General features: G+C 73.1%; 18 protein-coding genes. 7 read left to right on the forward strand and 11 right to left on the reverse strand.

The window, feature by feature from the left end; genetic code table 11:
- Window positions 1-175 precede the first annotated feature (175 nt).
- Window positions 176-784: a TetR/AcrR family transcriptional regulator gene (locus K4G22_RS09645; RefSeq protein WP_228079471.1), complete on the forward strand. Its 609-nt coding sequence runs from the start codon at window positions 176-178 to the stop codon at window positions 782-784.
- Between the two features lie 98 nt (window positions 785-882).
- Window positions 883-2,094, forward strand: a complete 1,212-nt coding sequence (locus K4G22_RS09650; protein WP_228084024.1) for a pyridoxal phosphate-dependent aminotransferase — start codon at window positions 883-885, stop codon at window positions 2,092-2,094.
- A 159-nt stretch (window positions 2,095-2,253) separates the two neighbouring features.
- On the opposite strand, the gene K4G22_RS09655 is transcribed toward K4G22_RS09650, so the two are convergent.
- Entirely contained in the window at window positions 2,254-4,116 is a 1,863-nt protein-coding gene (locus tag K4G22_RS09655) for a phosphoenolpyruvate carboxykinase (GTP) (RefSeq protein ID WP_228079472.1), read from the reverse strand.
- A 270-nt stretch (window positions 4,117-4,386) separates the two neighbouring features.
- On the opposite strand from K4G22_RS09655, the gene K4G22_RS09660 reads away from it, so the two are divergent.
- Window positions 4,387-5,937: an MFS transporter gene (locus K4G22_RS09660; RefSeq protein ID WP_228079473.1), complete on the forward strand. Its 1,551-nt coding sequence runs from the start codon at window positions 4,387-4,389 to the stop codon at window positions 5,935-5,937.
- Between the two features lie 76 nt (window positions 5,938-6,013).
- On the opposite strand, the gene K4G22_RS09665 is transcribed toward K4G22_RS09660, so the two are convergent.
- Window positions 6,014-8,023, reverse strand: a complete 2,010-nt coding sequence (locus tag K4G22_RS09665) for a thioredoxin domain-containing protein (RefSeq protein WP_228079474.1) — start codon at window positions 8,021-8,023, stop codon at window positions 6,014-6,016.
- Between the two features lie 251 nt (window positions 8,024-8,274).
- Here K4G22_RS09665 and K4G22_RS09670 point away from each other — a divergent pair, with 251 nt between their 5' ends.
- Both K4G22_RS09670 and K4G22_RS09675 read left to right on the forward strand, forming a co-directional pair.
- Window positions 8,275-8,826 carry a hypothetical protein gene (locus tag K4G22_RS09670; protein ID WP_228079475.1) on the forward strand — a complete coding sequence of 184 codons (552 nt, stop codon included), beginning with the start codon at window positions 8,275-8,277 and terminating at the stop codon, window positions 8,824-8,826.
- A 90-nt stretch (window positions 8,827-8,916) separates the two neighbouring features.
- The gene (locus K4G22_RS09675) at window positions 8,917-9,669 is read left to right on the forward strand and encodes a S1 family peptidase (RefSeq protein WP_228079476.1); all 753 of its coding nucleotides are present in this window, start codon (window positions 8,917-8,919) and stop codon (window positions 9,667-9,669) included.
- A gap of 41 nt (window positions 9,670-9,710) precedes the next feature.
- Here K4G22_RS09675 and K4G22_RS09680 read toward each other — a convergent pair whose 3' ends face one another.
- The 8 genes from K4G22_RS09680 to K4G22_RS09715 form a co-directional block, all read right to left on the reverse strand.
- A complete protein-coding gene (locus tag K4G22_RS09680; RefSeq protein ID WP_228079477.1) occupies window positions 9,711-10,139 on the reverse strand; it encodes a pyridoxamine 5'-phosphate oxidase family protein in 429 nt (142 codons plus the stop codon).
- Window positions 10,140-10,211: 72 nt separating this feature from the next.
- Window positions 10,212-11,315 (reverse strand): hypothetical protein, encoded by a 1,104-nt coding sequence (locus tag K4G22_RS09685; protein WP_228079478.1) that lies wholly within the window; start codon window positions 11,313-11,315, stop codon window positions 10,212-10,214.
- A complete protein-coding gene (locus K4G22_RS09690) occupies window positions 11,287-12,501 on the reverse strand; it encodes an MFS transporter (RefSeq protein WP_228079479.1) in 1,215 nt (404 codons plus the stop codon). Before K4G22_RS09690 ends, K4G22_RS09685 begins: the two co-directional genes overlap by 29 nt.
- A gap of 193 nt (window positions 12,502-12,694) precedes the next feature.
- A complete protein-coding gene (locus K4G22_RS09695) occupies window positions 12,695-13,738 on the reverse strand; it encodes a glycosyltransferase family 2 protein (protein ID WP_228079480.1) in 1,044 nt (347 codons plus the stop codon).
- The gene (locus K4G22_RS09700; RefSeq protein WP_228079481.1) at window positions 13,731-14,927 is read right to left on the reverse strand and encodes a glycosyltransferase; all 1,197 of its coding nucleotides are present in this window, start codon (window positions 14,925-14,927) and stop codon (window positions 13,731-13,733) included. The genes K4G22_RS09695 and K4G22_RS09700 overlap by 8 nt, the downstream gene beginning before the upstream one ends.
- Before the next feature lie 295 nt (window positions 14,928-15,222).
- Entirely contained in the window at window positions 15,223-15,975 is a 753-nt protein-coding gene (locus tag K4G22_RS09705) for a restriction endonuclease (RefSeq protein WP_228079482.1), read from the reverse strand.
- Between the two features lie 351 nt (window positions 15,976-16,326).
- Complete coding sequence (greA, locus tag K4G22_RS09710) at window positions 16,327-16,824, reverse strand: transcription elongation factor GreA (protein WP_228079483.1); 498 nt, start codon at window positions 16,822-16,824, stop codon at window positions 16,327-16,329.
- Between the two features lie 199 nt (window positions 16,825-17,023).
- The gene (locus tag K4G22_RS09715) at window positions 17,024-17,440 is read right to left on the reverse strand and encodes a DUF4307 domain-containing protein (protein WP_228079484.1); all 417 of its coding nucleotides are present in this window, start codon (window positions 17,438-17,440) and stop codon (window positions 17,024-17,026) included.
- A 235-nt stretch (window positions 17,441-17,675) separates the two neighbouring features.
- Between K4G22_RS09715 and mca the strand changes: the two genes are divergently transcribed.
- Window positions 17,676-18,551 (forward strand): mycothiol conjugate amidase Mca, encoded by an 876-nt coding sequence (gene mca / locus K4G22_RS09720; protein ID WP_228079485.1) that lies wholly within the window; start codon window positions 17,676-17,678, stop codon window positions 18,549-18,551.
- 1 nt (window position 18,552) lies between these two features.
- Entirely contained in the window at window positions 18,553-18,765 is a 213-nt protein-coding gene (locus tag K4G22_RS09725; protein ID WP_228079486.1) for a hypothetical protein, read from the forward strand.
- Window positions 18,766-19,563: 798 nt separating this feature from the next.
- On the opposite strand, the gene K4G22_RS09730 is transcribed toward K4G22_RS09725, so the two are convergent.
- Window positions 19,564-22,866 carry a tetratricopeptide repeat protein gene (locus tag K4G22_RS09730; RefSeq protein WP_228079487.1) on the reverse strand — a complete coding sequence of 1,101 codons (3,303 nt, stop codon included), beginning with the start codon at window positions 22,864-22,866 and terminating at the stop codon, window positions 19,564-19,566.
- Window positions 22,867-22,929: the final 63 nt, after the last annotated feature.

Genomic DNA, 22,929 nt, shown 5'->3' on the forward strand with positions numbered 1-22,929 from the left:
GGGACACAGTGTCCCACAACTGGACGCGGTGTTCCAGCTTTTTCCGCCGACCGCCCGCCGACCCCCCGCCGGCCCCCGCCGGCCTCACCGCCCTCGCCGCGCCGCCCAACCGTCGCCCCGGGCTTCCCGAACCGGCGCCCCTGACCCGGGCGACCGCCGGTCTTACGATGGGGGCATGGCAGCACCGGTCTCCTCCTCGGGAACGCACTCGGGAACGATCGCCCGCACCCGCCGGGCCATCCTGGACGCGGCGGTGATGGTGCTCAGCCGGGATCGCTCCGCCCCGATGTCGGAGATCGCCAAGGCGGCCGAGGTCGGCCGCAGCACGCTGCACCGCTACTTCCCGGACCGGTCCGCGCTGGTCAAGGGCCTGTACGCGCAGTGCGCCGAGATCATCGAGCGCGCCGTCAGGGATCTCGACCTGGACCAGAGCGAGGTGCCCGACGCCTTCCGCCGCCTGGTCGCCGCCCTGTTCGAGCACGGGCGGTTGGTCGACTTCCTCTTCAACGAGCCCCAGCACACCGACGGCGCCTGGGATGACGACCAGTGGGAGCGCGCGCACGTCCCGATGGCCATGTTGTTCGTCCGTGGCCAGCGGGAGGGCTATTTCGCGGCCGAGTTCGACGCCGACTGGTTCATCCGGGCGCTCTGGTACATGCTGTCGGCCGGCTGGGAGGCGAACGCCGAGGGCCTGCCCCGGCATCTCGCGCTTGAGCGGGTGGTCAGGACCCTGACCGGCGGCGTGGTGGCGCAGCCCGAGCGCCCCGGGCCGGTCCACGACTGACCCGGCCGGATCACGACCGGCCGCCCGGGCCCGGCCCCCCTCTGGTGGGCGAAAACACAGGGCGGTCCTCGTAACACGGTCGTAAGGTGGCGAGCATGATGCAGGTGATCCAGTCAAGCAAGCTCGCAAATGTCTGCTACGAGATCCGGGGCCCGGTTCTTGAGGAGGCACAGCGGCTTGAGGCAGCAGGACACCGCATCCTCAAGCTCAACACCGGCAACCCGGCCGCCTTCGGTTTCGACTGCCCGCCCGAGATCCTGGAGGACGTGCTCCGCAACGTCGGCGAGGCCCACGGCTACGGCGACGCCAAGGGGCTGCTCTCCGCCAGGCGCGCGGTCATGCAGCACTACCAGACCAAGGGGATACAGCTCTCGGTCGAGGACATCTACCTGGGGAACGGCGTCTCCGAGCTGATCCAGATGGCGATGCAGGCGCTGCTGGACGACGGGGACGAGGTCCTGGTGCCGGCGCCCGACTATCCGCTGTGGACGGCCTCGGTGGCGCTGGCCGGCGGCACGGCCGTGCACTACCGCTGTGACGAGCAGTCGGACTGGATGCCGGACATCGCCGACATCGAGCGGAAGATCACCGACCGCACCAGGGCGCTGGTGGTGATCAACCCCAACAACCCGACGGGCGCGGTGTACGACGAGGAGATGCTGCGGCAGCTCACCGAGCTGGCCAGGCGGCACCGGCTGGTGGTCTGCTCGGACGAGATCTACGACCGCATCCTCTATGACGGCGCCACCCACACCTCCACCGCCGAGGTCGCGCCCGATCTGCTGACCCTCACCTTCAACGGCCTCTCCAAGAACTACCGGGTGGCCGGATTCCGCTCCGGCTGGCTCGCGGTCTGCGGTCCCAAGGAGAACGCGGGCAGCTATATGGAGGGCCTGACCATCCTGGCCAACATGCGCCTCTGCGCCAACATGCCGGCGCAGCACGCGGTGGCGGCGGCGCTCTTCGGCCGGCAGTCGATCGAGCAGCTGGTGTTGCCCGGCGGGCGGATCAAGGAGCAGCGGGACGTGGCGCACCGCCTGCTGACCGATATCCCCGGCGTCACCTGCGTCAAGCCCAAGGGGGCGCTCTACGCCTTCCCCCGGCTCGACCCCAAGGTCTACAAGATCAAGGACGACCGGCAGATGGTCCTCGACCTGTTGCGGGCCGAGAAGATCATGATCGTGCACGGCACGGGCTTCAACTGGCCCGAGCCCGACCACTTCCGGGTGGTCACACTGCCCCCGGTTGACGAGCTGGCGGACGCGGTGGGCCGGATCGGCCGCTTCCTCGACGGCTACGCGCAGTTCTGACAAACATGAGAAACACGATAAACATGACAAACATGGTGCATGGTGATGGCCCCTCCTCGGTGCGTCCGAGGAGGGGCCTTCGCCCGTTTTGATCAGCCTCGCCCTACAAACGGTCGATGGCCGTCAACAGGCGCTCATCAGCAGCTCATCGGCAACTGATCAACCGGCGGCCCGTTCGTGCCCCTCGGCCGCGTCGAGCCGCCGCACCAGCTCACGGTGCTCGACCCACAGGCCCTCGGGGGTGTGGTCGCCGTAGGTGCGCAGGTGTTCGGGGATCAGCTCGGCCTCGGCACGCCAGGCGTCCATGTCCACGTCCAGCAGCGTCGACAGCTGCTCCGGGGTGAGCCCGAGCCCCTCGATGTCCAGCTCTCCGGCCGCCGGCAGCAGCCCCACCGGCGTGGCCCGTCCGGTCGCCTCGCCGTTGAGCCGGTCGACGATCCACTTCAGCACCCGGATGTTCTCGCCGAACCCTGGCCAGACGAAGTCGCCCCGCTCGTCCTTGCGGAACCAGTTGACGTAGAAGATCCGCGGCAGCTTCGCCGGGTCGGCGGCGCGTTCGCCCATGGCCAGCCAGTGCGCGAAGTAGTCGCCCATGTGGTAGCCGCAGAACGGCAGCATGGCGAACGGGTCACGGCGCAGCTCGCCCACCGTGCCCTCCGCCGCCGCCGTCTTCTCCGAGGCCACGTTGGCGCCGAGGAAGACGCCGTGCCGCCAGGAGAGCGACTCGGTGACCAGCGGGACCGTGCTCGCCCGCCGGCCGCCGAAGAGAACGGCCGAGATCGGCACCCCCGCCGGGTCCTCCCACTCGGGCGCGATGGTGGGGCACTGCGCCGCCGGCACGGTGAACCGGGCGTTGGGGTGCGCCGCCGGGCGGCCGTCCGCCGGCGTCCAGGGCTGGCCGCGCCAGTCGGTGAGGTGGGCGGGGGCCCGTTCGGTCATGCCCTCCCACCAGACGTCGCCGCCGTCCTCGGTGAGCGCGACATTGGTGAAGACCGCGTTGCCCCAGAGGGTGCGCATCGCGTTGGCGTTGGTGTCCTCGCCGGTGCCGGGCGCCACCCCGAAGAAGCCGGCCTCGGGGTTGATGGCCCGCAGCTGTCCTTCCTCGTCGAAGCGCATCCAGGCGATGTCGTCGCCCACCGTCTCCACCCGCCAGCCGGGCAGCGCGGGCCGCAGCATGGCCAGGTTGGTCTTGCCGCAGGCGGACGGGAAGGCCGCCGCGACGTAGTGCGGCCGGCCGCAGTCGGGCGGGGTGAGCTTGAGGATCAGCATGTGCTCGGCGAGCCAGCCCTCGTCCCTGGCCATCACGGAGGCGATGCGCAGCGCGTAGCACTTCTTGCCGAGCAGCGCGTTGCCGCCGTAGCCGGAGCCGAACGACCAGATCTCGCGGGACTCGGGGAAGTGGGAGATGTACTTGGTCTGGTTGCACGGCCAGGCCACGTCCGCCTCCCCCGCCGCCAGGGGAGCGCCGACGGAGTGCACGGCCCGCACGAACGGGCCGTCCTCGCCCAGCTCGTCCAGCACGGCACGCCCCATCCGGGTCATGGTGCGCATGGCGGTGACCACGTACGCGGAGTCGGTGATCTCCACGCCGAGCGCGGAGAGCGGCGAGCCGAGCGGGCCCATGCAGAACGGGACCACATACATGGTCCGGCCGCGCATCGAGCCCCGGAACAGGCCGTCCTTCCCGGTGAAGACGCGCCGCATCTCGTCGGGGGCCATCCAGTTGTTGGTGGGCCCCGCGTCCTCCTCGCGTCGCGAGCAGATGAAGGTGCGGTCCTCGACGCGGGCGACGTCGGTGGGGTCGGAGGCGGCGTAGTAGGAGTTGGGGCGCCGGGTCGGGTCGAGGGCGCGGAAGGTGCCCCGGGCGACCAGCTCGGCGCACAGGCGGTCGTACTCCTCCTCGGAGCCGTCGCACCACACGACCTGGTCGGGTTGGGTCACCTCGGCGATCTCGGCCACCCAGGCCAGGAGATCCCGGTGTCGGGTGGGGGCGGTCGCGGCGACGGGAGCTGGGGTCAGCATCGCGTTCGCTCCTGAAGTGTTGAGGGTTTGAGGGTTGTGCGCGCGCAAGGCGGCCACCGGCGGGCCCGACGTCCGGGTCGTTTCTGCACATGTCTCCCCGGGCATCGCTTTTCAGCCGGCCGATCGCGCTCATCCGTAAGGATGGGCCGCTCATCTGATACTGAACCCACTTCTCTTCTGTGTCTAGAGCAGCTCAGATGAGCACAGGCCAAGCGTGGGCAAAACCCCCTTGCCGGGACGGGCCGAATCGGGGGTAAGTAACATTCGGTGATGCCTCCAGGAGGGAAGCCGACGCCCCCGCCGCAGGCCCCCCACCGCTGGTGGGCGCTGGCCGCGCTGGGCCTCGTCATGCTGACCCTGGGCTTCGATCTGACCATCCTCAATGTGGCGCTGCCCACACTCTCCGCCGAGCTGCGGATAGACACCGGTCAGCAGCAGTGGGTGGTGGACGCCTATCTGGTGACGTTCTCGGCCGCCGTGCTGCCCGCCGGGCTGCTGGGCGACCGGTTCGGCCGGCGCCGCACCCTGCTGGTCGGGCTGGTCTTCGTGCTGACCGGGTCCGCGTTGGGCGCGCTCGCCGACGGGGCCGCGCAGCTGATCGCCGCCCGAACGCTCATGGGGCTCGGCGCCGCGCTGGTCTCGCCGCTGGTGCTGGCGGTGCTGCCGACCATCTTCGCCCCGGCGGACCGGCCGAAGGCGGTGGCCCTGGTCGCCACCTCGTTCACGGCGGGGATGCCGCTCGGCCCGCTGGTCGGCGGCGCGCTACTGGACCGCTTCGGCTGGGCCGCGCTGTTCCTGACCAATCTGCCGGCGCTGGCGCTGGCGGCGATCGCCTGCCGGCTCCTGCTGCCGGAGACCAGCGATCCGGCCGCCCCCCGGGTCAACCCGTTGAGCACCGCGCTGATCGCCGCCGGCATCGGCGCCCTGGTCTTCGCCGTCATCGAGGGCACCGCGCGGGGCTGGACGAGCCCGCCGGTGCTGATCGCGATGGCCGCCTCGCCGCCGCTCACCGCGCTCGCGCTGGTCAGGGAGAGCCGGCGCCGGCGCCCCATGATCGATCTGCGGCTGCTGCGCGACCCCGGCTTCGGCTGGCCCACGCTGTTCAGCGCGGTGGCCGGATTCCTGCTCGCGGGACTGCTGTTCTTCCTGCCGCAGTACCTCCAGGACGTGCGCGGCTTCGGCCCGTTCGACGCCGGGCTGCGGCTGCTGCCGCTGCTCGCCGGGCTGCTGCTGCTGGTGCGGGGCGGCGGCCCGCTGGTGCGGCAGTTCGGCGTGGGCGCGGTGGTCGCCAGCGGCATGGTGCTGCTGTCCTTCGCCGGCTTCCTCGGCAGCTCGGCGCTGGCCGAGGCGGGCGACGGGCAGCTGGCGATCTGGCTGGCCATCACCGGCCTCGGCCTGGGTCTCGCCATGGTGCCCTCGGTGGACGCCGCGATGGGCGCGCTGCCACCGGACCGGTTCGGCGCCGGCTCCGGCATGCTGACCACGGTGCGGCTGCTGGGTTCGGCACTGGGCGTCGCGCTGCTCGGCAGCCTGCTGGCGCACACCTACCGCGGCCGGCTGGACACCAGCGGCCTCACTGAGGCCGCGGCCGAGGGCGCCGGACGCTCCGTCACCTCGGCGCACCAGTGGGCCGAGCGCCTGAACCGGCCCGAGCTGGCCGAGGCCGCTGACGCGGCGTTCACCCATGCCACCAACGTGGCGCTCTTCGTCAGCGCCTATCTGGCGCTGGCCGCCGCGCTGCTCGCCGGTTGGCTGCTGACCAGGGCACATCCCCTGAGCGCCCCGGTGCCGCCCCGCGCGCAGACCGGCGCGGGGGGCTGAACGCGCGCCGGGCGCTCAGCGCCGCGGGGACGGCGTCGCGGGGACGGCGTCGCGGGTACGGCGTCGCGGGGATGGATCACCCCAGCTGGGCGGCCAGTTCACCCGGGTCCGTGGTGGGCCGCCGGCAGACGAAGCCCCGGCAGACGTAGGCCGCCGGACGGCCGTCCAGCAGGGGCCGGTCGGCGAGCAGCGGCGGGGCGTCGGCGGCGCCCGGCTCGCCCCGGGCCACCACGGCCCCGGGGGCGATCGCCACCAGCGCGGTGTGGTGCAGCTCGGCGGTCGCCGGATCGTCGTCCGGGCCCACCACGGCCACCTCGCGCGGCCCGTCCAGCGCCGCCTCCGCGACCGCGAGCCCCCAGCCGATGAACCGGGGCGCGCCGGCCGCCAACGCGGTGACCACGCCCAACGCCCGTTCGGCCGCCCGACGGTGCCGGTCGCTCCCGGTGTAGGCGGCGTAGGACAGCAGGGCGCCGGTGGCCCCGGTCCAGCCGGCCGGAGTGGCTCCGTCGGTCGGGTCCTGGGGGCGCCGGATCAGGCGCTCCGCGTCGTCGGCGGTGTCGAAGAAGGCGCCGTCGTCGCCGGCGAACCGGGTCAGCACCACTTCGAGCAGCTCGCCGGCCGTGGCCAGCCAGGCGCTCTCGCCGGTCACCGCGTAGAGCGCCATCAGGCCCTCCGCCAGATCGGCGTAGTCGTCCAGCACCCCGGCGTTCGATCCGGCTTGGCCGTCCCTTGAGGTGCGGGTCAACCGGCCGGTGGCCGCGTCCAGATGGACCCTGACCAACAGTTCGGCGGCGGACTCGGCGGCGGCGACCAGATCGGGGCGGCCGAGGCAGCCGCCGATCTCGGCCAGCGCCGCGACGGCCAGACCGTTCCAGGCCGCGATCACCTTGTCGTCCCGCTCCGGCGCCGGGCGCAGCCGGCGCGCCGCCAGCAGCTCCGCCCTGACCGCCTCGGACGGCGCCGCGCCCGGCAGGCGCAGCACGGAGGCGCCGGCCTCGAACGTGCCGTCGGCCGTCACCCCGTACAGCTCGGCGGCCTCGGCGCCGGCCGCCTCGCCGAGGACGTCCCGGAGCTGCTCGGGCGTCCAGACATAGGCGGCGCCCTCGGCGTGGTCACCGTCCGCCGTCTCGCTGTCGGCGTCCAGCGCCGAGGCGAAGCCGCCCTCGGCCGTGCCGAGTTCCCGCACGATGAAGTCGGCCGTCTCCAGCGCGACCCGCCGGGCCAGCGGGGAGCCGGTGGCCCGCCACAGATGGAGATGGACCCGGGCGAGCAGCGCGTTGTCGTAGAGCATCTTCTCGAAGTGCGGCACGATCCACGCGGCGTCCACCGAGTAGCGCGCGAAGCCGCCCGCCAGCTGGTCGTAGATGCCGCCCCTGGCCATGGCCTCGCAGGTGCGCTCGACGATGCGCAGCGCCTGGGTGGAGCCGGTGCGGGCGTGGTGGCGCAGCAGGAACTCCAGCACCATCGCCGGCGGGAACTTGGGCGCGCCGCCGAAGCCGCCGTGCCGTTCGTCGAACTCCCCGGCCAGCGCGCCCAGGGCGAGGGCCAGCTCCTCCTCGCCCGGCGGCGCCGGCGCCCGGTACTCCATCCGCCGCCCGGCCAACTCGGTCGTGACCCGCCGGGCGACCTCGGCCACCTCACCCCTGCGCTCCTGCCAGGCGGCCGTCACGCCTTCCAACAGCTGGCGGAAGGACGGCAGTCGGCTCATGGGCTCGGGCGGGTAGTAGGTGCCGAAGTGGAACGGCTCGCCGTCGGCCGTCATCAGCACCGTCATGGGCCAACCGCCCTGCCCGGTGGCGGCCTGCACGGCCTCCATATAGACGGCGTCCACATCCGGCCGCTCCTCCCGGTCCACCTTCACCGGGACGAAGCGCGCGTTGAGATACTCGGCGAGCGCCGGATCCTCGAAGCTCTCACGGGCCATCACATGGCACCAGTGGCAGGACGCGTAGCCGACACTCAGCAGCACCGGGACGTCCCGCCGCCGCGCCTCGTCGAACGCCTCTTCTCCCCAGGGCCACCAATCCACCGGATTGGAGGCGTGCTGGAGCAGATAAGGCGACTGGGAGTCAGCCAGTCGATTCATACCGGCATCGTCGCACGGCCGGGAGCGGCGGGCCCAGCGGACTCCGCCGCGCGCACCAGGACACGGCCGGTCCGTCTTCTTACATATACGCAACATCGGCGAATCGGATTGGCATACACCGCATCTGGCAATATCTTCCTGTCGATCAGCCGTACGCACCCCACCCCCCTGAACCCGGGCGAACCCCACATTCCGTCCGGTCAGGCCGTATCCGACGACCGCGTATGGCGCCCCCCACGAGAGGAATTGTCATGGCCACGCCATTGCGAAGACTGGCCGGTGTGCTCGCCGCCTTCGCCATCCTCATGTTCTTCCCCACCGCGGCCAACGCCGGTGCGGTGGTCGACATCCACGACTCCGAACCCCACGCGACGCTCCTGGTGAGCGACCCGGAGGACGCGTACGAGACCGGCGAGACCGACGGCCACAGCGACCTGCCGCAGGTCCAGGAGGGCGTGGACACGGCCGCGCCGGTGGCCTGGAGCTACCACATAACCGCTTCGTGCAGCGGCTACGCGGGCTCCATCCGCAGCGGCGCCAACTTCTGGGGCGACGCCACCGAGACCTCGGGCAGCGGCACCCCGGTCGAGTGCGTCAGCGGCTACGTCCAGGGCTGCGGCAGCGCCACCAACGTGGTCGGCTGCAACTGGGGCCAGGGCCAGCGCATCGTGCTCTCCAGCCTGGTGAGCGACTTCGCGCTGCTGGCCGCCCACGAGTTCGGGCACAACTGGTACGGCCACTCGGCCGAGGGCTGCGCCAACTGGGGCAGCGAGTACGAGGTCATGCGCCCCTACATGTGCTGACGGCGCCCCGTACCACCCCGGGGGCGGGGCGGCCGACCGGCCGTCCCGCCCCCGGGACACCACCGGCTCTCACCCACACAGGAGCATGGCATGACAGGCACAGCAACGAACCTGGCGCCAGGGCCAGGCCGCCGCCGGGCGGCCCAGCGGACGCTGGTCGGCACCGTACTCGGCGCGCTGCTCATCGCCCTCGCGCTGGCCCTGGCCCCCACCGCCTCCGCCGCGCCGGCCACGCCGGCCACGGACACCGCCTCCGTCACCGCCGCCGACGCGATACGCGGCGGGGACCGCCTCCACAGCGCGGCCGGGCCGTGCACCGTCGCCTTCAACGCCACCGACGGCACCGACCGCTACGGGCTGATGGCCGGCCACTGCGGCGGCGTCGGCACCCAGTGGTACCGCGATCCCGCGCTGACCGTCCCGGTCGCGGTCACCACGATGGCGGTCTTCCCCGGCTCGTCCTGGTCGGTCGTCCGCTACACCAACCCCGACCTGGAGTACCCCAGCGAGCTCAACGGGGGCGGACAGCCGGTACGGATCACCGGCGCCGCGAGCCCCTCGGTGGGCCAGTCCGCCTGCCGCTACGGCTCCACCACCGGGATCCACTGCGGCACCGTGACCGGGGTGAACCAGACGATCGCCTTCCCCGACGGCACCGTCAACGGGCTCTTCACCACCAACATCTGCGCCGAGCCGGGCGACCAGGGCGGCCCGGTCCACGCCGCCAGCACGGCGCTGGGCATCCTCGTCGGCGGCAGCGGCAACTGCGCCTCCGGCGGCCAGACCTACTACCAGCCCGTGTCGCCCGTCCTCGCCGCCGCCGGTCTCAGCGTCGGCTACTGACCCCTCCCCGACGCCACGGGAACGCGGCGGCCCGGGCGTCGTCAGGCGGTGGCGGGCCGCTGTCGGGGGAGCGTGGCGCGTCCCATGGCGTGGTCCACCGCGATCTCGATCACCACCCGCTCCGGGTCGGGCGTCGGCCTGCGCCCGTAGCGTCGCGCGTAGCGGTCGACGGCGTCCGCCACGGCTGCCTCGTCGGTACGCACCGCCGCCGTTCCCTCAAGCGTCGCCCAGCGCCCTCCGTCGATCTGGCAGACGGCGACCCGGGCGGGGCCCGCACCGCTCAGGTTGGCGACCTTCCTGCTGGTCCGGCGGGTGATGACGCGCGCCATCCCCGCGTCCGCGTCGACCGTCACACCGACGGGCACCACATGCGGGGTTCCGTCCGGGCGCAGGGTCGTGAGGGTGCACAGATGTCTCTCGGTCCAGAAGGCCAGGTACTCGCTCCCCTGGCGGAGAAGTGCGTTGGGCATGGCGGAAGCGTACCCACGGGCCCACCACGGACGGGCGGCGGTGGGCTGGCCTCCGCCCGTCCGCGGTGGGGGTCAGACGCCGAGCAGGTCGCCCCGCAGATAGCTGATGGCGTTGCGGTCGATGATCCGGCCGCCGTGGGGGCCGGCCGCCGCGAGCCAGTTGTGCCAGGACTCCTCCAGCCTGGCGCGCGCCAGGCGCAGCCCGTCCACGGCGGCCAGCACGCCGAGGGCACGGGTCGTGCCCGAGACGGCGTAGCCGTACAACTCCAGCTGTGCCAGGGACTTCTGAAGCGTCTCCTGGGAGTCCAGCACCTCCCTGACCAGGCCGGCCGCAGCGCCGGTGAGAGGTGGCAGGCCCGGGTCGGCCCGTTCGAGGGAGCGCAGCAGACGGCCGGTCAGCTCCTCGTGCTCGATATGGCGTGCCACGTCGAGGGTGGCGTGGGCGTTCTCCAGCGGTTTGGTCACCGAGACCTGGGTGCCCTGGAAGGCGTCGAGCAGCGACCAGAGCGTCATCTCCGCGAGGTTGCCCGGGAGGATCTTCTGCCCGGTGTCGCGGTGGTCCTCGTCGAGGTAGACATAGGCGGTGCTGGTCTCGCTGTTCTGGGAGAACGAGTACAGCCGGGTGGCGCCCCGCACCGAGTCGACGCCGGCCCTGGTGTGCGACACCTCAAGCGGCAGCCGGCCCAGCGTGACGATGCCGTGCGCCCCGGCGGTCGCGACGCCGGCGGCGGTGTCGCGCAGCAGCGTGTAGGTGGCGGGGATGTCGAGGCGGTCGCCGTCGTCGCGCAGGCCCCAGCTGCCGTCGGGGTTGAGCGCGAGGGCGAAGGGGTCGACCGTGCAGCGGACGCCGGGCGGTGCCTCCCGCACCAGCCGGGCGATGGCCCGGATGTGCCGGTCGAGCCGCGCGGGCGTCGGGTGTTCGTCGGAGCCGGTGTCGCAGACGCGCAGCACGAACTCGCCGATGCCGAGGGCGTGGCCGTCCCGGACGCGTTCCACGGCGGCGGCGACGCCGTAGCTGTGCCAGCCGGGGATCGCGTCGACGGGCTCCCGGCGCTCCTCGTCGAGGCCGAGGTCGACGTCGACCGGCTGGGCCAGCCGATCGGGGGTGAGTTGGGTCTGTGAGGTGTCATGGAGTCGGCGTCGGGCGTCAGCGGGGAGCCTTCTTGGCGGCGTCATCGTTGGTTCCTCTGGGGTGGGGAGGGACGGAGGGTGCGTCCGTGCCGGTCAGCCGGTTCAACAGCAGCAGCACGAGGGTGGAGCCGACGCAGAAGGCGACGGCGATCCAGAAGAGGGCGGGGCGGTAGCCGGAGACGGTGAGGGGGGCGAGGATGCCCACCAGGGAGCCGAGTTGCATCACGCCGGCGAAGAGGCCGGCGCCGGCCGGCAGTCCGCCCCTGACCAGGCCGGCGAGGACCACCATCCCCAGCGACTGGAGCGCGGCGGCGAAGACGGCGAAGATCGTCTGCGAGGCCAGCAGGGAGCCGAGGGACGTCCAGACGGCGGTGAGGGTGAAGGACAGCGCGCCGGCGAGCGCCGCCAGGGCGAGCAGCCGCGCCGCCGGGTGACGCTCGCCCGCGCGGCCGAGCCAGGGCAGCACGGCGAGTTCGACGAGCGCGGTGAGCATGAAGAGGACGCTGTTGAGCCGTGGGTCCCAGCCGGAGTTGACGACGAACAGCGGCAGGTACACCAGGCGCAGGCTGTCCGCCGCCTTGAGGAGGACGATCGCCAGCACGCCGACGGCCAGGGCGGGGCCGACGCCCGACCGGCCGGCGCTCGCCGCCGGGGCGGGGGGCGCGGGCGCGGGGGCCGAGCGCCGGTCGAGGGTGGCGAGGACGGCAGCGCCGAGCAGGAGGAGAACGGCGGCGCCGACGGGGGGCCAGTCCGACCACCACTCGGTCAGGGAGCTGGAGCCGGCGAAGACGGCGACGCCGGCGACATAGCCGGCCACGGCGATCCACCGGGTGCGGGCGGCGAGCACCGCGTCGGAGAGCCCGGCGGCCCCCGGGGTGGTCTGCAACCGTCGGAGGATCAGCGGCAGCGAGACGGCGCCCGCCATGGAGAGCGCGCCGCCCAGGCACACCAGCGGCAGCGCGTGCCCCGTGCTGACCAGGGCCGTCCCGACGGCCCCGGCCAGCAGGGCGGGCGTGAGCAGCCGGGGCGCGTGCCGGAGCGCCACCGGGCGGCTGGAGGAGAGGGCGAGGGTGAACGCGATCAGCGAGTTGACGACGAAGAACAGGGCGATATCGCCCTTGGCGAAGCCGGCGGAGTCCAGCGCCAGGGGGTAGCCGACGCTGATCACGCCCGTCATCGCGGACACGAACAGCAGGCACAGGCCGAGCGGGGAACGCAGCAGGAGAGCCATCTTCCGTCCGTCCAGATTCCGTCAGGTTCTGTCAGATGCCGTCAGATTCGGCGTAGGTGCGGCCCGGATCTGGTCTGGGCCCGGCCTGGGCCCGGTCTGGGTCCGGTCTGGGTTCGATCCAGGTCCGGCCCAGATCCGGTCCGGGGCGCGAGGGGCCCGGTGCGTTCGCGCCAGGGGCGCGACGGGCGGCCCGTCAGCTCAGGAGCGTGTGGTACTCGATGTGGCGGAGGCCGTTGCGCTGTATCTCCAGATCGAGACCCGAGCCGTGGAGGCCGTCGACGATCCGCAGCGGCACGCCGTCGTGCAGCAGCGTCCTGGCGTGGTCGGCGTCGGCCGGGGAGAGGACCGTCAGGGTGCGGGCCGGCGGCGCGGGCGCCGGGACGCCGTCGATACGGCGCAGCTCGGCGTCGAGGCGGCGGAAGGAGTCCATCCACATCTGCCCCGGGGAGGACCCTTTGCCCGAGGGGTAGTTGTCGATGAGCCGGACGGCCTGGGCGTGCGGCTCGGGGTGGGCGGCCAGGAAACGGTCGCGGTTGGCCGCCCACTCGGCGACCCGGTCGGCGTCCGTGCGCACCGCGTGGTGCCGGTCCCACGTCCAGGCGAGAGGGTTGTGCACGGTGGGGACGCCGGCGGCCCAGGCCCGGTAGCCGAAGTCGTGGTCCTCGTAGCCCCAGCCGACGAACATATCGCTGTAGCCGCCGAGCTGACGGTAGACATCTGCCGGCACGGACAGGTTGCAGCTGAAGGGCAGATACCAGGCGGCGGCGATACGGGCGTAGTTCTGCGAGTACTCGGCGGTGACCCGGGTGCGCACCTCGGGCCGCCAGCGGCCGGCGTCGGACGCGTCGAGATGCCGCCGGTGGCCGGCGACCACGGCCCCGGGGAGCGCGCGTTGCCAGCGGAGGTGCTCGGCGACCCAGTGCGGCGGGGCCTCCTGGTCCGCGTCGAGGAAGGCGAGATGGCGCCCGCGCGCCTCGGCCGCGCCCTCGGCGCGGGCCGCCGCGCGGTTGCCCGCGCCCCTCCGGCGGATCAGCGCGAGCGGGACGCCGCCGGCCAACTCGGCGAGGTCGGCGCGGACGGGCGGCGTCGAGCCGTCGTCGACGGCGACGATCTCGTAGGCCCCTTCGGTGCGTTGGGCCGAGGCCCCGAGGGAGGCGACGAGCGCGCGCAGCGCTGGCTCGTCGTCCCGGACGATGACGACGACCGACAGCTCGGGCGCCGGCCCCCGCTCAGCCACGACGCCCTCGCGTCAGCGCCGAGAGGGAGGCGAACGCCAGGACGTGCGAGGCGAGTTCGGCGGCACCGTCGCGGCCGGCCAGCACCTCGCCGACCTCCCGCGCCCTGCGGGCCAGGCCCTGGTCGCCGAGGAGACGGGTGGCCGTGGGCACGAACTCGTCGGCGACCGCGTCGGCCGGGAGGATCTCGCCGGTGCCCAGGGAGACCGCGCGGGAGGCGTTCCACTCCTGCTCCGCGTGGCCCGGCAGCGCCAGCAGTGGTGTGCCCAGGCAGAGCGCCTCCATGGTGGAGGTGTGTCCGCCGTGGGTGACGACCAGATCGGCGGCCCGCGTCCACGCCATGCTGTCCTCGGTGTACGCCATCACCACGTCCGCGGTCCGCTCCCGGAGCCGCTCGGGCGGGATGTTGGGGCCCGTGACCAGCACGGTGTGCGCGGGGACCGCGCCGAGCCTGGCGGCGATGGTGGTGAGCGACCCGTAGCCCTGGGCCGTGCCGCCGAGGCTGACGTACACCAGCGGAACGTCCGCCGCGACGCCGAGCCGCTCGCGGGCCTCGGCGCGGGACGGCGCGCCGTCGGGGGCCTCCTTCAACACCGGGCCCACATGCCGGATCTCGGACAGCGTGCCCAGCGCCGTGGCCGACTCCCGGGCGGCGATACCGGAGAGCGGATCGAACCGCGACCAGTCCGGGATGTAGAGGACATCGCCCAGGACGCGCCGCGCGGTCTCCCGGGGCACGCCCAGCTCGACCAGTTGGGGCACCACATCGCGCAGCACCTGGGGGAAGGGGAACTCGAAGAACCCCGAGTTGACGATCCAGGCGGCCGGCACGCCCTCCAGGGCCGCCGACACCGCGCCCGTGACCCGGAAGTCGCTGACCACCATGTCGGGACGGAACTCCGCTATCGCGGCGCGCTCCTCGGCGAGGCAGGTGGTGAGGTAGTCGGGATCGGCCAGCCGGATCCGGCCCCCGGGGGCCGGCGGGGGCTCCTCGGCCGGCTCGCGCGGCGGGAACGGCGGCAGCTCCGTCAGCGGGAACGAGTCCAGACCTTGGGCCTTCATGATGTGCCGCGCCGGCTCCGCCGTGCCGACCAGCACCTCGGCGCCGGCGGCGACCAGGGCGGAGCCCACCCGCGCGGTCCGCACCACATGGCCGAGCCCGTGGAAGAACGTCAACAGCAGAACCCGCATCAGATCCCCCGACTCGCTTCCTGCGCACGGGACTTCGCCCGCTGCCTCAGGGGCCGCGACACCACGCGGTCACCGGGACGAACGAACCCGTCCCGGCGCGGAACACGCCCCCGTCGACCACAGTGGTCCTCGTCACGCTCTCACCATCCACCCCAGGTATCACAGACGTTTTTCCGCCACTTCCTGGCCGCCATCGACACGGGCCAGAGGCCGTTCCCCGCGCGGCCATCAGGACACCGACGGGATCTCCCGACCGGGGGATCGGACGGCTCGGCGCGGGCCCCCCGAGGGCCCGTCATGGCGCGGGGCTCCGGGGGCGCGGGGGGCGCGGGGGGCGCTTTCGACGGGGGCGAGGGCGGGGGCCAGTGCCGTAGGCGCGCCGCCAGGTGCTCAGGTGGCGCCGGTCCCCGAGACCGGCTCCGTTCAGCTCGATCAGGGTGTCCAGCCTGGCGCCGCCCAGCCAGGGGCCCAACAGGTCCCGGTGGACGAGGACGATGCCGTTGGCGCGGGCGAACTCAGCGGCCTGCGCGGTGTACCTGGTGTTGGTGACGCACAGCGCGATGTCCGCGGCGAAGTGTGTCCTGGTGCCCAGCAGCCGTTGCATCGCGGGCGCGGTGACGGCCCGGTGGGGCGCGTAACGCTTGCACTGGACGACCATGCCGCGGCCGTCGGGCAGCTTCCCGGCGATGTCCCGCCCCTGGTCCCCGCCGCCACCGACCCGTTCCACCTCCGTGCAGCCGTCCGCCCGCAGCCGGGCGGCGACCAGCTCCTCGAACCCCTCCCCGGACAGCGCGTCGACATCGGCGAGGGAGCGGTTGTTCGCCAGGACGGCGTCCTGGCGCCGCCACTCCCGGTCCCCGGCCCGCGCCCGGCGGTGCACCCGCCGCGCCCACCACAGCGAGACGGCCACCCCCGCGACGAGACCGACCACCAGCACGGCGGCCCAGCCCCAGCGGGCCAGGCCGAACACGAGCAGCAGCACCCCGCCGACCACCGGGCCCCGCCGGGGGGCGCGCCTGGAACGTCGGCCGGAACGTCGGTTGTTCACGGTGTGGACTCCTCGCGAGCTGACGTTCGGTCACCCCAGCGTGACGGCTCGACAGCCACGGGTAAAGAGGCCCAGGGGCGCCGACACCCGAAGCGGCCCCGGCCGGACGTGCGTCGACGCGACGCGTCGGCAGGTCAGACGGGGGCCGCCGGGATCGTGTTCACCCACGGGATTCTCGATGGCCGCCGGCGTCAGCGCGCTCGGCGGCTGGTGGAGCCGCTTCCCGGCGGCGGGCCTCGTTGAACCTCCGTGGAGGTCAGGGCCGTCGGTCCGCCGGGCTCGGCTCACTGGGACGGAAGGGGGAGGGCTCGGCGCTCGGCCGATCGGCCAGGTCCCCGCCCCGCGCCAGGATCAGGCCTGGTAGGGCTTGGCCTCCAGGACCTTGACCTTGGCGACGCTGCCGTTGGGCAGCTCGTACTCGGCGTCCTGCCCGACCTTCTTGCCCAACACCCCACCGCCCAGCGGCGACTGCGGCGAGTAGGTCTCGATGTCGGAGGTGGCGAACTCCCTGGACGCCAGGAGGAACACCATCGTGTCGTCCTCGTCGCCGTCGAAGGCGATGGTGACGACCATGCCGGGCGCCACCACGCCCGTGTCCGCCGGGGCCTCGCCGACCTGCGCCGTCTCCAACAGCTGCGTCAGCTGCCGGACCCGCGCCTCCATCTTCCCCTGCTCCTCCTTGGCTGCGTGATAGCCGGCGTTCTCCTTGAGATCGCCCTCTTCACGAGCCGCCTCGATCTTCTTCGCGATCTCGACGCGGGCAGGACCCGACAGTTGATCCAGCTCTGCCTTGAGCTGGTCATACGCCTCCTGGGTCAGCCAGGTGACAGTGTCGCTGGTCTGCGTCACAGGTGCTCCTCGGGTAGCAAGAGGGGATAAAAACAAGGCCCGTCCCAGACATGTGCGCTCCTGGGCGGGCGGATCGATCGATCGAAATATCGACTCTAACAACGAAACGGTCGATGTGCGGAAGCATTACCCTGCGCGCACCGGGACAAACCAGAGGGCGGTCCCGCCCTGGGCCCCCGCGCCGCCGCGCCGGGCCCGGTCAGTCCTCGTCGGCCGCCGAGCAGCCGGTCAGCTCGGCCGAGGTGGCGCGCTCCAGGGTGCGCAGGACGACGGACCCGTGCAGGCTGTCGTCCGGCTCGTCGAAGCGGATCTGTCCGCGCCCGACCTCAAGCCCGTCCTCCGCCTGGGCCCGCACCGTACAGACACCGACCACGTCGACCTGCTTGCGGACGGCGACCCGGACGTCGATCTCCTCGTCGGAGATCACCTCGAAGCCGGTCAGCTCGCCGGAGACCCGTTGCTCGCTGATGTACGAGACGCCGGCCCAGCCCACGAAGGCCAGCAACGCGACGCCCAGCACCAGGCCGATCACCTTGAGCCTACGGTCGGTCCGCGCGTCGTCGGAGGTGGAGCGACCGTAGCGCCCTTCGGGCAACTCCGTCGGCGTCTGCGCCATGCCCCCTCCTCGTCTCTCGCGGTTTCCCTCAGCCGCTCGCGGCTTCCTCGCGGCTTCGGTGCGGCTGTTCGCGGCTTCGGTGCGTCCGACGCCATGGTGTCACGGCCGCGAGCCCTCTCCGTCGGGGGCCCGGATCGACACCGAAGGCGAGGAATACCGGCGCGCACTCCATCCGTCACTATAGAAGGCGTCTCGGAGGCAGAGACGACCAGGATCGAGCGACGAGGACCAAGCCTTGACAGAGCAACTGCGACTCATGGCGGTGCACGCCCACCCGGACGACGAGTCCAGCAAGGGCGCCGCGATGATGGCCAAGTACGTGTCGGAGGGCGTCGAGGTGCTGGTCGCCACCTGCACAGGGGGCGAAAGGGGCTCCATTCTGAACCCCAAGCTCCAGGGCGACCCCTATATCGAGAAGCACATCCACGAGGTGCGGGCCAAGGAGATGGCGGAGGCCAGGGAGATCCTCGGCGTCCGGCAGGAGTGGCTCGGATTCGTCGACTCGGGCCTCCCCGAGGGCGACCCGCTGCCTCCGCTGCCCGAGGGGTGCTTCGCCCTCAAGGACGTGGACGAGGCGGCCGAGCCGCTGGTGCGGCTGATCCGCGCGTTCCGCCCCCAGGTGGTCACCACCTACGACGAGAACGGCGGCTATCCGCACCCCGACCACATCATGACCCACAAGATCTCGATGGTGGCGTTCGAGGCCGCCGGCGACGCCGACCGCTACCCGGACGCGGGCGAGCCCTGGCAGCCGCAGAAGCTGTACTACAACCAGGGGTTCAACCGGGCGCGGACGGTGGCGCTGCACGAGGGGCTGCTGGCGCGAGGGCTCGACTCCCCGTACGCGGAGTGGCTGGAGCGGTGGGAGGAGTCCTCCATGCCGGAGCGGCAGTTGACCACGCGGGTGCCCTGCGCGGAGTTCTTCCCCACCAGGGACAAGGCGCTGATCGCGCACGCCACCCAGATCGACCCGGACGGCGGCTGGTTCCGGGTCCCGATGGATGTCCAGCAGGAGATCTGGCCCACCGAGGACTTCGAACTGGCCCGCTCGCTCGTCGACACCTCACTACCCGAGTCCGACCTGTTCGCGGGCATCCGCGAGAATCGATGACATGACTGACGTACTGCCGCTTGCCAAGGAGCTGAACGAGTACACGGTGACTCCCGGCGTGCTGGGCTTCATCGTGTTCGCGGTGCTGGGCGTGGGCGTCTGGGTCCTGCTGAAGTCGATGAGCCGACACCTCGGCAAGATCGACTTCGAGGAGAACCAGGGCCGTAAGGACGGAGCGGACGAGGCGGCCACCGCCTCCTCCGCCAGCTCCTGACCACGGTGCGCCAAGCGGGCCGCGCGGCCTGAGCCGCGCGGAGCCGAGCGCTGCCCGCGCGGGGTGAGGCGGCGGGCCCGCCCGTGGGTGTGGCAGGCCCGATGGTCCTGCCACACCCACGGGCGGGCTGGGGCGCATGACACCGGGACGGCGCACGGGAACCTCGACCGGACGACCGCACCGGCGACAGCCGGACGGCACCGCACGCCCGGAGCGCAGGCCCCGGCCCGGGCGACAGCCGGAGGCGCGGTGAGGGCCCTCGGACGGGTGGGGCCGGGGCCGTGAGCGGGAGCTGAGACCGCACCGCCGCCGTGCCGGTGGCAGCCGGGCGGAACCGCACGCCCGGGCGACAGCCGGAGGCGCGGTGGGGGCCCTCGGACGGGTGGGGCCGGGGCCATGAGCGGGAGCTGAGACCGCACCGCCGCCGTGCCGGTGACAGCCGGGCGGAACCGCACACCCTGAAGCCCGGGCCAGGGCGACAGCCGAAGGCGCGGTGAGGGCCCTCGGACGGGTGGGGCCGGGGCCATGAGCGGGAGCTGAGACCGCAGCACCGCCGCGCCGGTGACAGCCGGGCGGAACCGCACACCCGAAGCGCAGGCCCCGGCCCGGGCGACAGCCGGAGGCGCGGTGAGGGCCCTCGGACGGGTGGGGCCGGGGCCATGAGCGGGAGCTGAGACCGCAGCACCGCCGCGCCGGTGACAGCCGGGCGGAACCGCACACCCGAAGCCCGGGCCCCGGCTCGGGCGACAGCCGGAGGCGCGGTGGGGGCTTTCGGTGGGTGGGGCCGGGGTGGCTGGGTCAGGAGGTGGGGGTGACTCCGATGATGTCTCTGGCCGCTCGTTGGGGGACCAGGCCCAGGCGCCAGGCCGGCCAGCCGTCCTCGGGGCCCTGGCCGCGTTCCAGCATCAGCGCGTAGGAGTGGGCCGCGTCCGCGAGCCGGAGGTCGCGCAGGGGGTGTTCCGCGCGGACCAGCTCGGCCAGCTCCTGTTGGGCGACGGCCTGGCCCACCTCTGAGCCGCCGGGCGAGGCCAGGGGGAGCAGCGTGCAGCGCAGGAACTGTGCCCAGTCCGCGCCGCGTTGGTCGGGGCCCTCGCCGCCGTAGCCGGCGGTGAAGAGCGCCAGCGCCTCGTCGGCGAGGCGCAGCGCCTCGCCCGTCCGTTCGTTCCCGGCCTCGATCACCGCCAGTTCGAGGGCCGACCAGGCCTCGCCCTGGGCGACTCCGATCCGCTCGAAGTCCCGGCGGGCGTCGGTGAGCAGCTGCCGGGCGAAGCCGCTGTTGCGCAGCGAGCCCGTGCTCTCCGCGCGCATGTCGCGGGTGACCCGGGCCGAGTGGTGTCGGGTGCAGGCCAGGCCGTAGACGTCGCGCATGCGGTTGAACATGGTGCGGGCCCGCTCCAGGGTGCGTACCGCGCCCGTGGCGTCGCCGGCCTCCTCCAGGGCCTGGCCCAGGTAGTAGAGGGTCCACGCCTCGCCGCGCGCGTCCTCCGTGTCCTGGTGTCTGGCCAGGGCCGCCCGCAGCTCGTCGACGGCGGCGGCGTCCTCGCCGTCGTGGACGCGGGCCAGGCCCAGCTCGCTCATCGCCCAGGCCACCCCGCGCACATCGCGGGACTGTTCATAGAGGTCCAGCGCGAGGCGCAGTTCGCGCTCACCGTCGCGCAGCTGGCCCTGCCAGAGCATGGTCTGGCCGAGCTGGAACCTCGTCCATGCCTCACCGTGCACGCTGCCGCTGTTCTGGTGCAGCGGCAGGGCCTCGGCGAGCAGTCGGCGGGCGGAGCGCACCCGGCCGCACTCCCGTTCGACCGCGGCCAGGGCGTGCAGGGTCCAGGCTCGGTCGCCGGCCAGGTTCTCGGCCTGCTGGAGCTCCAGCGCCTGGCGCAGCTTCTCGCCGGCCTCGTGGAGCTGTCCCTGGTGTTGCAGGGTGATGCCCAGATCGCGCAGGGCGCGGGCAGTGCCGGCGTCATGGTGGGCCTGCTGGTAAAGCGAGACGACCGAGGTGAGCGTGGACCGTGCCTTGTCCAGCTCACCCAGCTGCCGGGCCGCGACGCCCGTGCGCCAGCGCACGGAACGCGTCAGCAAGCCCTGGTCGACCGCCTCCGCCAGCTCGTTCAGCTCGCCCAGGCGGTAGAGGTCACCGCGCAGCAGGCAGTAGTCGCAGAGGGCGCCCAGCAGGTGTTGCACGGCCTGGCGGTCCACCCGCTCGTCGGCGTAACGCAGCGTGGAGGTGATGAAACTGGTCTCTTCGTCCAGCCAGCGCAGCGCCGCGTCCAGCGAGGTGAAGCCGTGGCCGCCGGCCGCTGCCGGCAGCAGATCGGCGCGGGTGGACGTCTTGCCGTCGACCAGGCGGATCACCGTGTCGGCCAGCTCGGCGTAGCTGCGGATCAGGCGTTCCTGGGCGGCGGAGACCTGCCGGTCGCTGTCCTCCTCGTACATTCTGGCGCGGGCGAACCTGCGCACCAGCTCGTGCAGGCGGTAGCGGTTGCCCCGCACCCGGCGGAGGAGCCCGGCCTGGGCCAGCGACTCCAGCTGGCCGGCGGCCTCCTGCTGGCCGACGTCCAGCAGAGCGGCGGCGGCGCGGGCGCCGAGGCTGGCGCGGCCGGCCAGCGCCAGCCGGCGCAGCAGCCGGCGCCCGGCCTCGGGCTGGTCCGCGTAGCGCAGGCCCAGGACGCGCTCGGCCGGGTCGGCCACGGCCTCGCCGGCCTCGCCGTCCGGGCCGGGGGCCGGGGTGTCGAAGGCCGCCAGGTCGTCGGCGAGCGCGCCGGGGGCCCGCGTGTCCAACGCGGAGCCGGCCAGCCGGAGCAGGATGGGGCGGCCGGCGCACAGCTCGTTGATCCGGCGCCAGCTGGTGTCGTCCCTGGGCCCGGGGCCGATGACGCCGCCGTCGGTGACGGAGGCCCGCAGCAGCTCCTCGGCCGCCTCGTCGTCCAGGGCGTCGATGGACAGGTGGTGGACCGAGGCGGGGGACGAGGGCCGGATGTCCATCGGCTCGGCCGAGGTGACCAGCACCAGGGAGGGGGAGCGGGCCGGGATCAACGTGCAGACCTGCTCGGCGTCGGTGGCGTCGTCCAGGATGAGCACCACCGGGAGGTCCGTGAGGTGCTGCTGGTAGCGCTCGACGAGCCGGCCGAGCTGCTGGACGCCGGCGGCCCGGCCGGCGCCGTCGCGGAAGAGCAGCTGGTCGCGGGGGGCACCCAGGCGGTTCATCAGGTGCAGGATGGCGTCCCTGGTGGGAAGCGGATCCTGGCTCTGACCCCGCAGGTCCACCAGGCAGGCGCCGCGGAACAGCTCGCGGGTCTCCTGGGCCGCCCAACTGGCCAGCGTGGTGCGGCCGGAGCCGGAGGCGCCGTGCAGCACGACCACGGTGGGGTGGGTGTCGCTGCTGGCGCGGTCGCGGTTGACCCACTGGACGATCTGGGTGAGCTGGCTGCGGCGGCCGATGAAGGGGCGCTCCAGATCGGCCAGGCGGTCGAAGGACTTGCCGACCACGGAGCGGCCCCGGGCCTCGGCCGCCCGGTCCCTGGGGCGCTGGCGGCTGGAGCCGCGTTCGGCGCGCAGCTGGCGGCGGCGCGGGGCGACCGCCCGCTGCTGCTCCAGGTAGGGGCGGATACCCCGCACCTCGACCGCGGTCAGCCAGGCCAGCCGCAGCTGTTCGACGCCGCCCGGCTGGTGGCGGCTGCCGGCCTGTCGCTCGGCGGACCAGAAGTGGGCGAGCAGGGCCTGGAGGACGAACCCGAGCACGGCGGCGGCGGCCACGATGGCGCCGTCGCCGAAGGCGACGCCGGCCGAGTCGTTGAGGGAGCCGACCAGCAGCACGGTGGCGATGGCGGCCGAGACGACGGCGGCGGCGAGGCCGCCCAGCACCCTCGGCGCGAAGCGGTCGGCGAGCCGGCTGGGCGCCGCCTCCTGCTCGGCCTCGACGAAGGCGGTGTACTCCTCACGCGCCGGGCGGATGATCTCGTCGATCGAGGAGCGGGCGCGTTGGAGGAGCTGGTCGGCCGAGGAGCTGCCCTCGGAGCGGCGCGCCTCCTCCTGGGCCGCCCGCTCCAGCAGTCGGTCAACCTCCGTCCGGTGTCGTTCGTTGAGTGTCGCCGTCTCCACCGCCATGCGCGTGCCCTCCCCGTTCCCCGTTGAATCTCCGGTGTTCCCCGGTGGTTCTCGTCCTGTCCG

Origin of the sequence: Streptomyces profundus, assembly GCF_020740535.1 — a bacterium.
Lineage (GTDB): Bacteria > Actinomycetota > Actinomycetes > Streptomycetales > Streptomycetaceae > Streptomyces > Streptomyces profundus.

Excerpts from the sequence above, each read along its gene's own strand:
- K4G22_RS09655 (WP_228079472.1), bottom strand. The coding sequence starts at position 4,116 with ATGCTGACCCCAGCTCCCGTCGCCGCGACCGCCCCCACCCGACACCGG.
- K4G22_RS09665 (WP_228079474.1), bottom strand. The coding sequence starts at position 8,023 with ATGAATCGACTGGCTGACTCCCAGTCGCCTTATCTGCTCCAGCACGCC.
- K4G22_RS09690 (WP_228079479.1), bottom strand. The coding sequence starts at position 12,501 with ATGGCTCTCCTGCTGCGTTCCCCGCTCGGCCTGTGCCTGCTGTTCGTG.
- K4G22_RS09670 (WP_228079475.1), top strand. The coding sequence starts at position 8,275 with ATGGCCACGCCATTGCGAAGACTGGCCGGTGTGCTCGCCGCCTTCGCC.
- K4G22_RS09685 (WP_228079478.1), bottom strand. The coding sequence starts at position 11,315 with ATGACGCCGCCAAGAAGGCTCCCCGCTGACGCCCGACGCCGACTCCAT.
- K4G22_RS09650 (WP_228084024.1), top strand. The coding sequence starts at position 883 with ATGCAGGTGATCCAGTCAAGCAAGCTCGCAAATGTCTGCTACGAGATC.
- K4G22_RS09660 (WP_228079473.1), top strand. The coding sequence starts at position 4,387 with ATGCCTCCAGGAGGGAAGCCGACGCCCCCGCCGCAGGCCCCCCACCGC.
- K4G22_RS09680 (WP_228079477.1), bottom strand. The coding sequence starts at position 10,139 with ATGCCCAACGCACTTCTCCGCCAGGGGAGCGAGTACCTGGCCTTCTGG.
- K4G22_RS09700 (WP_228079481.1), bottom strand. The coding sequence starts at position 14,927 with ATGCGGGTTCTGCTGTTGACGTTCTTCCACGGGCTCGGCCATGTGGTG.
- K4G22_RS09645 (WP_228079471.1), top strand. The coding sequence starts at position 176 with ATGGCAGCACCGGTCTCCTCCTCGGGAACGCACTCGGGAACGATCGCC.
- K4G22_RS09725 (WP_228079486.1), top strand. The coding sequence starts at position 18,553 with ATGACTGACGTACTGCCGCTTGCCAAGGAGCTGAACGAGTACACGGTG.
- K4G22_RS09715 (WP_228079484.1), bottom strand. The coding sequence starts at position 17,440 with ATGGCGCAGACGCCGACGGAGTTGCCCGAAGGGCGCTACGGTCGCTCC.
- K4G22_RS09675 (WP_228079476.1), top strand. The coding sequence starts at position 8,917 with ATGACAGGCACAGCAACGAACCTGGCGCCAGGGCCAGGCCGCCGCCGG.
- K4G22_RS09730 (WP_228079487.1), bottom strand. The coding sequence starts at position 22,866 with ATGGCGGTGGAGACGGCGACACTCAACGAACGACACCGGACGGAGGTT.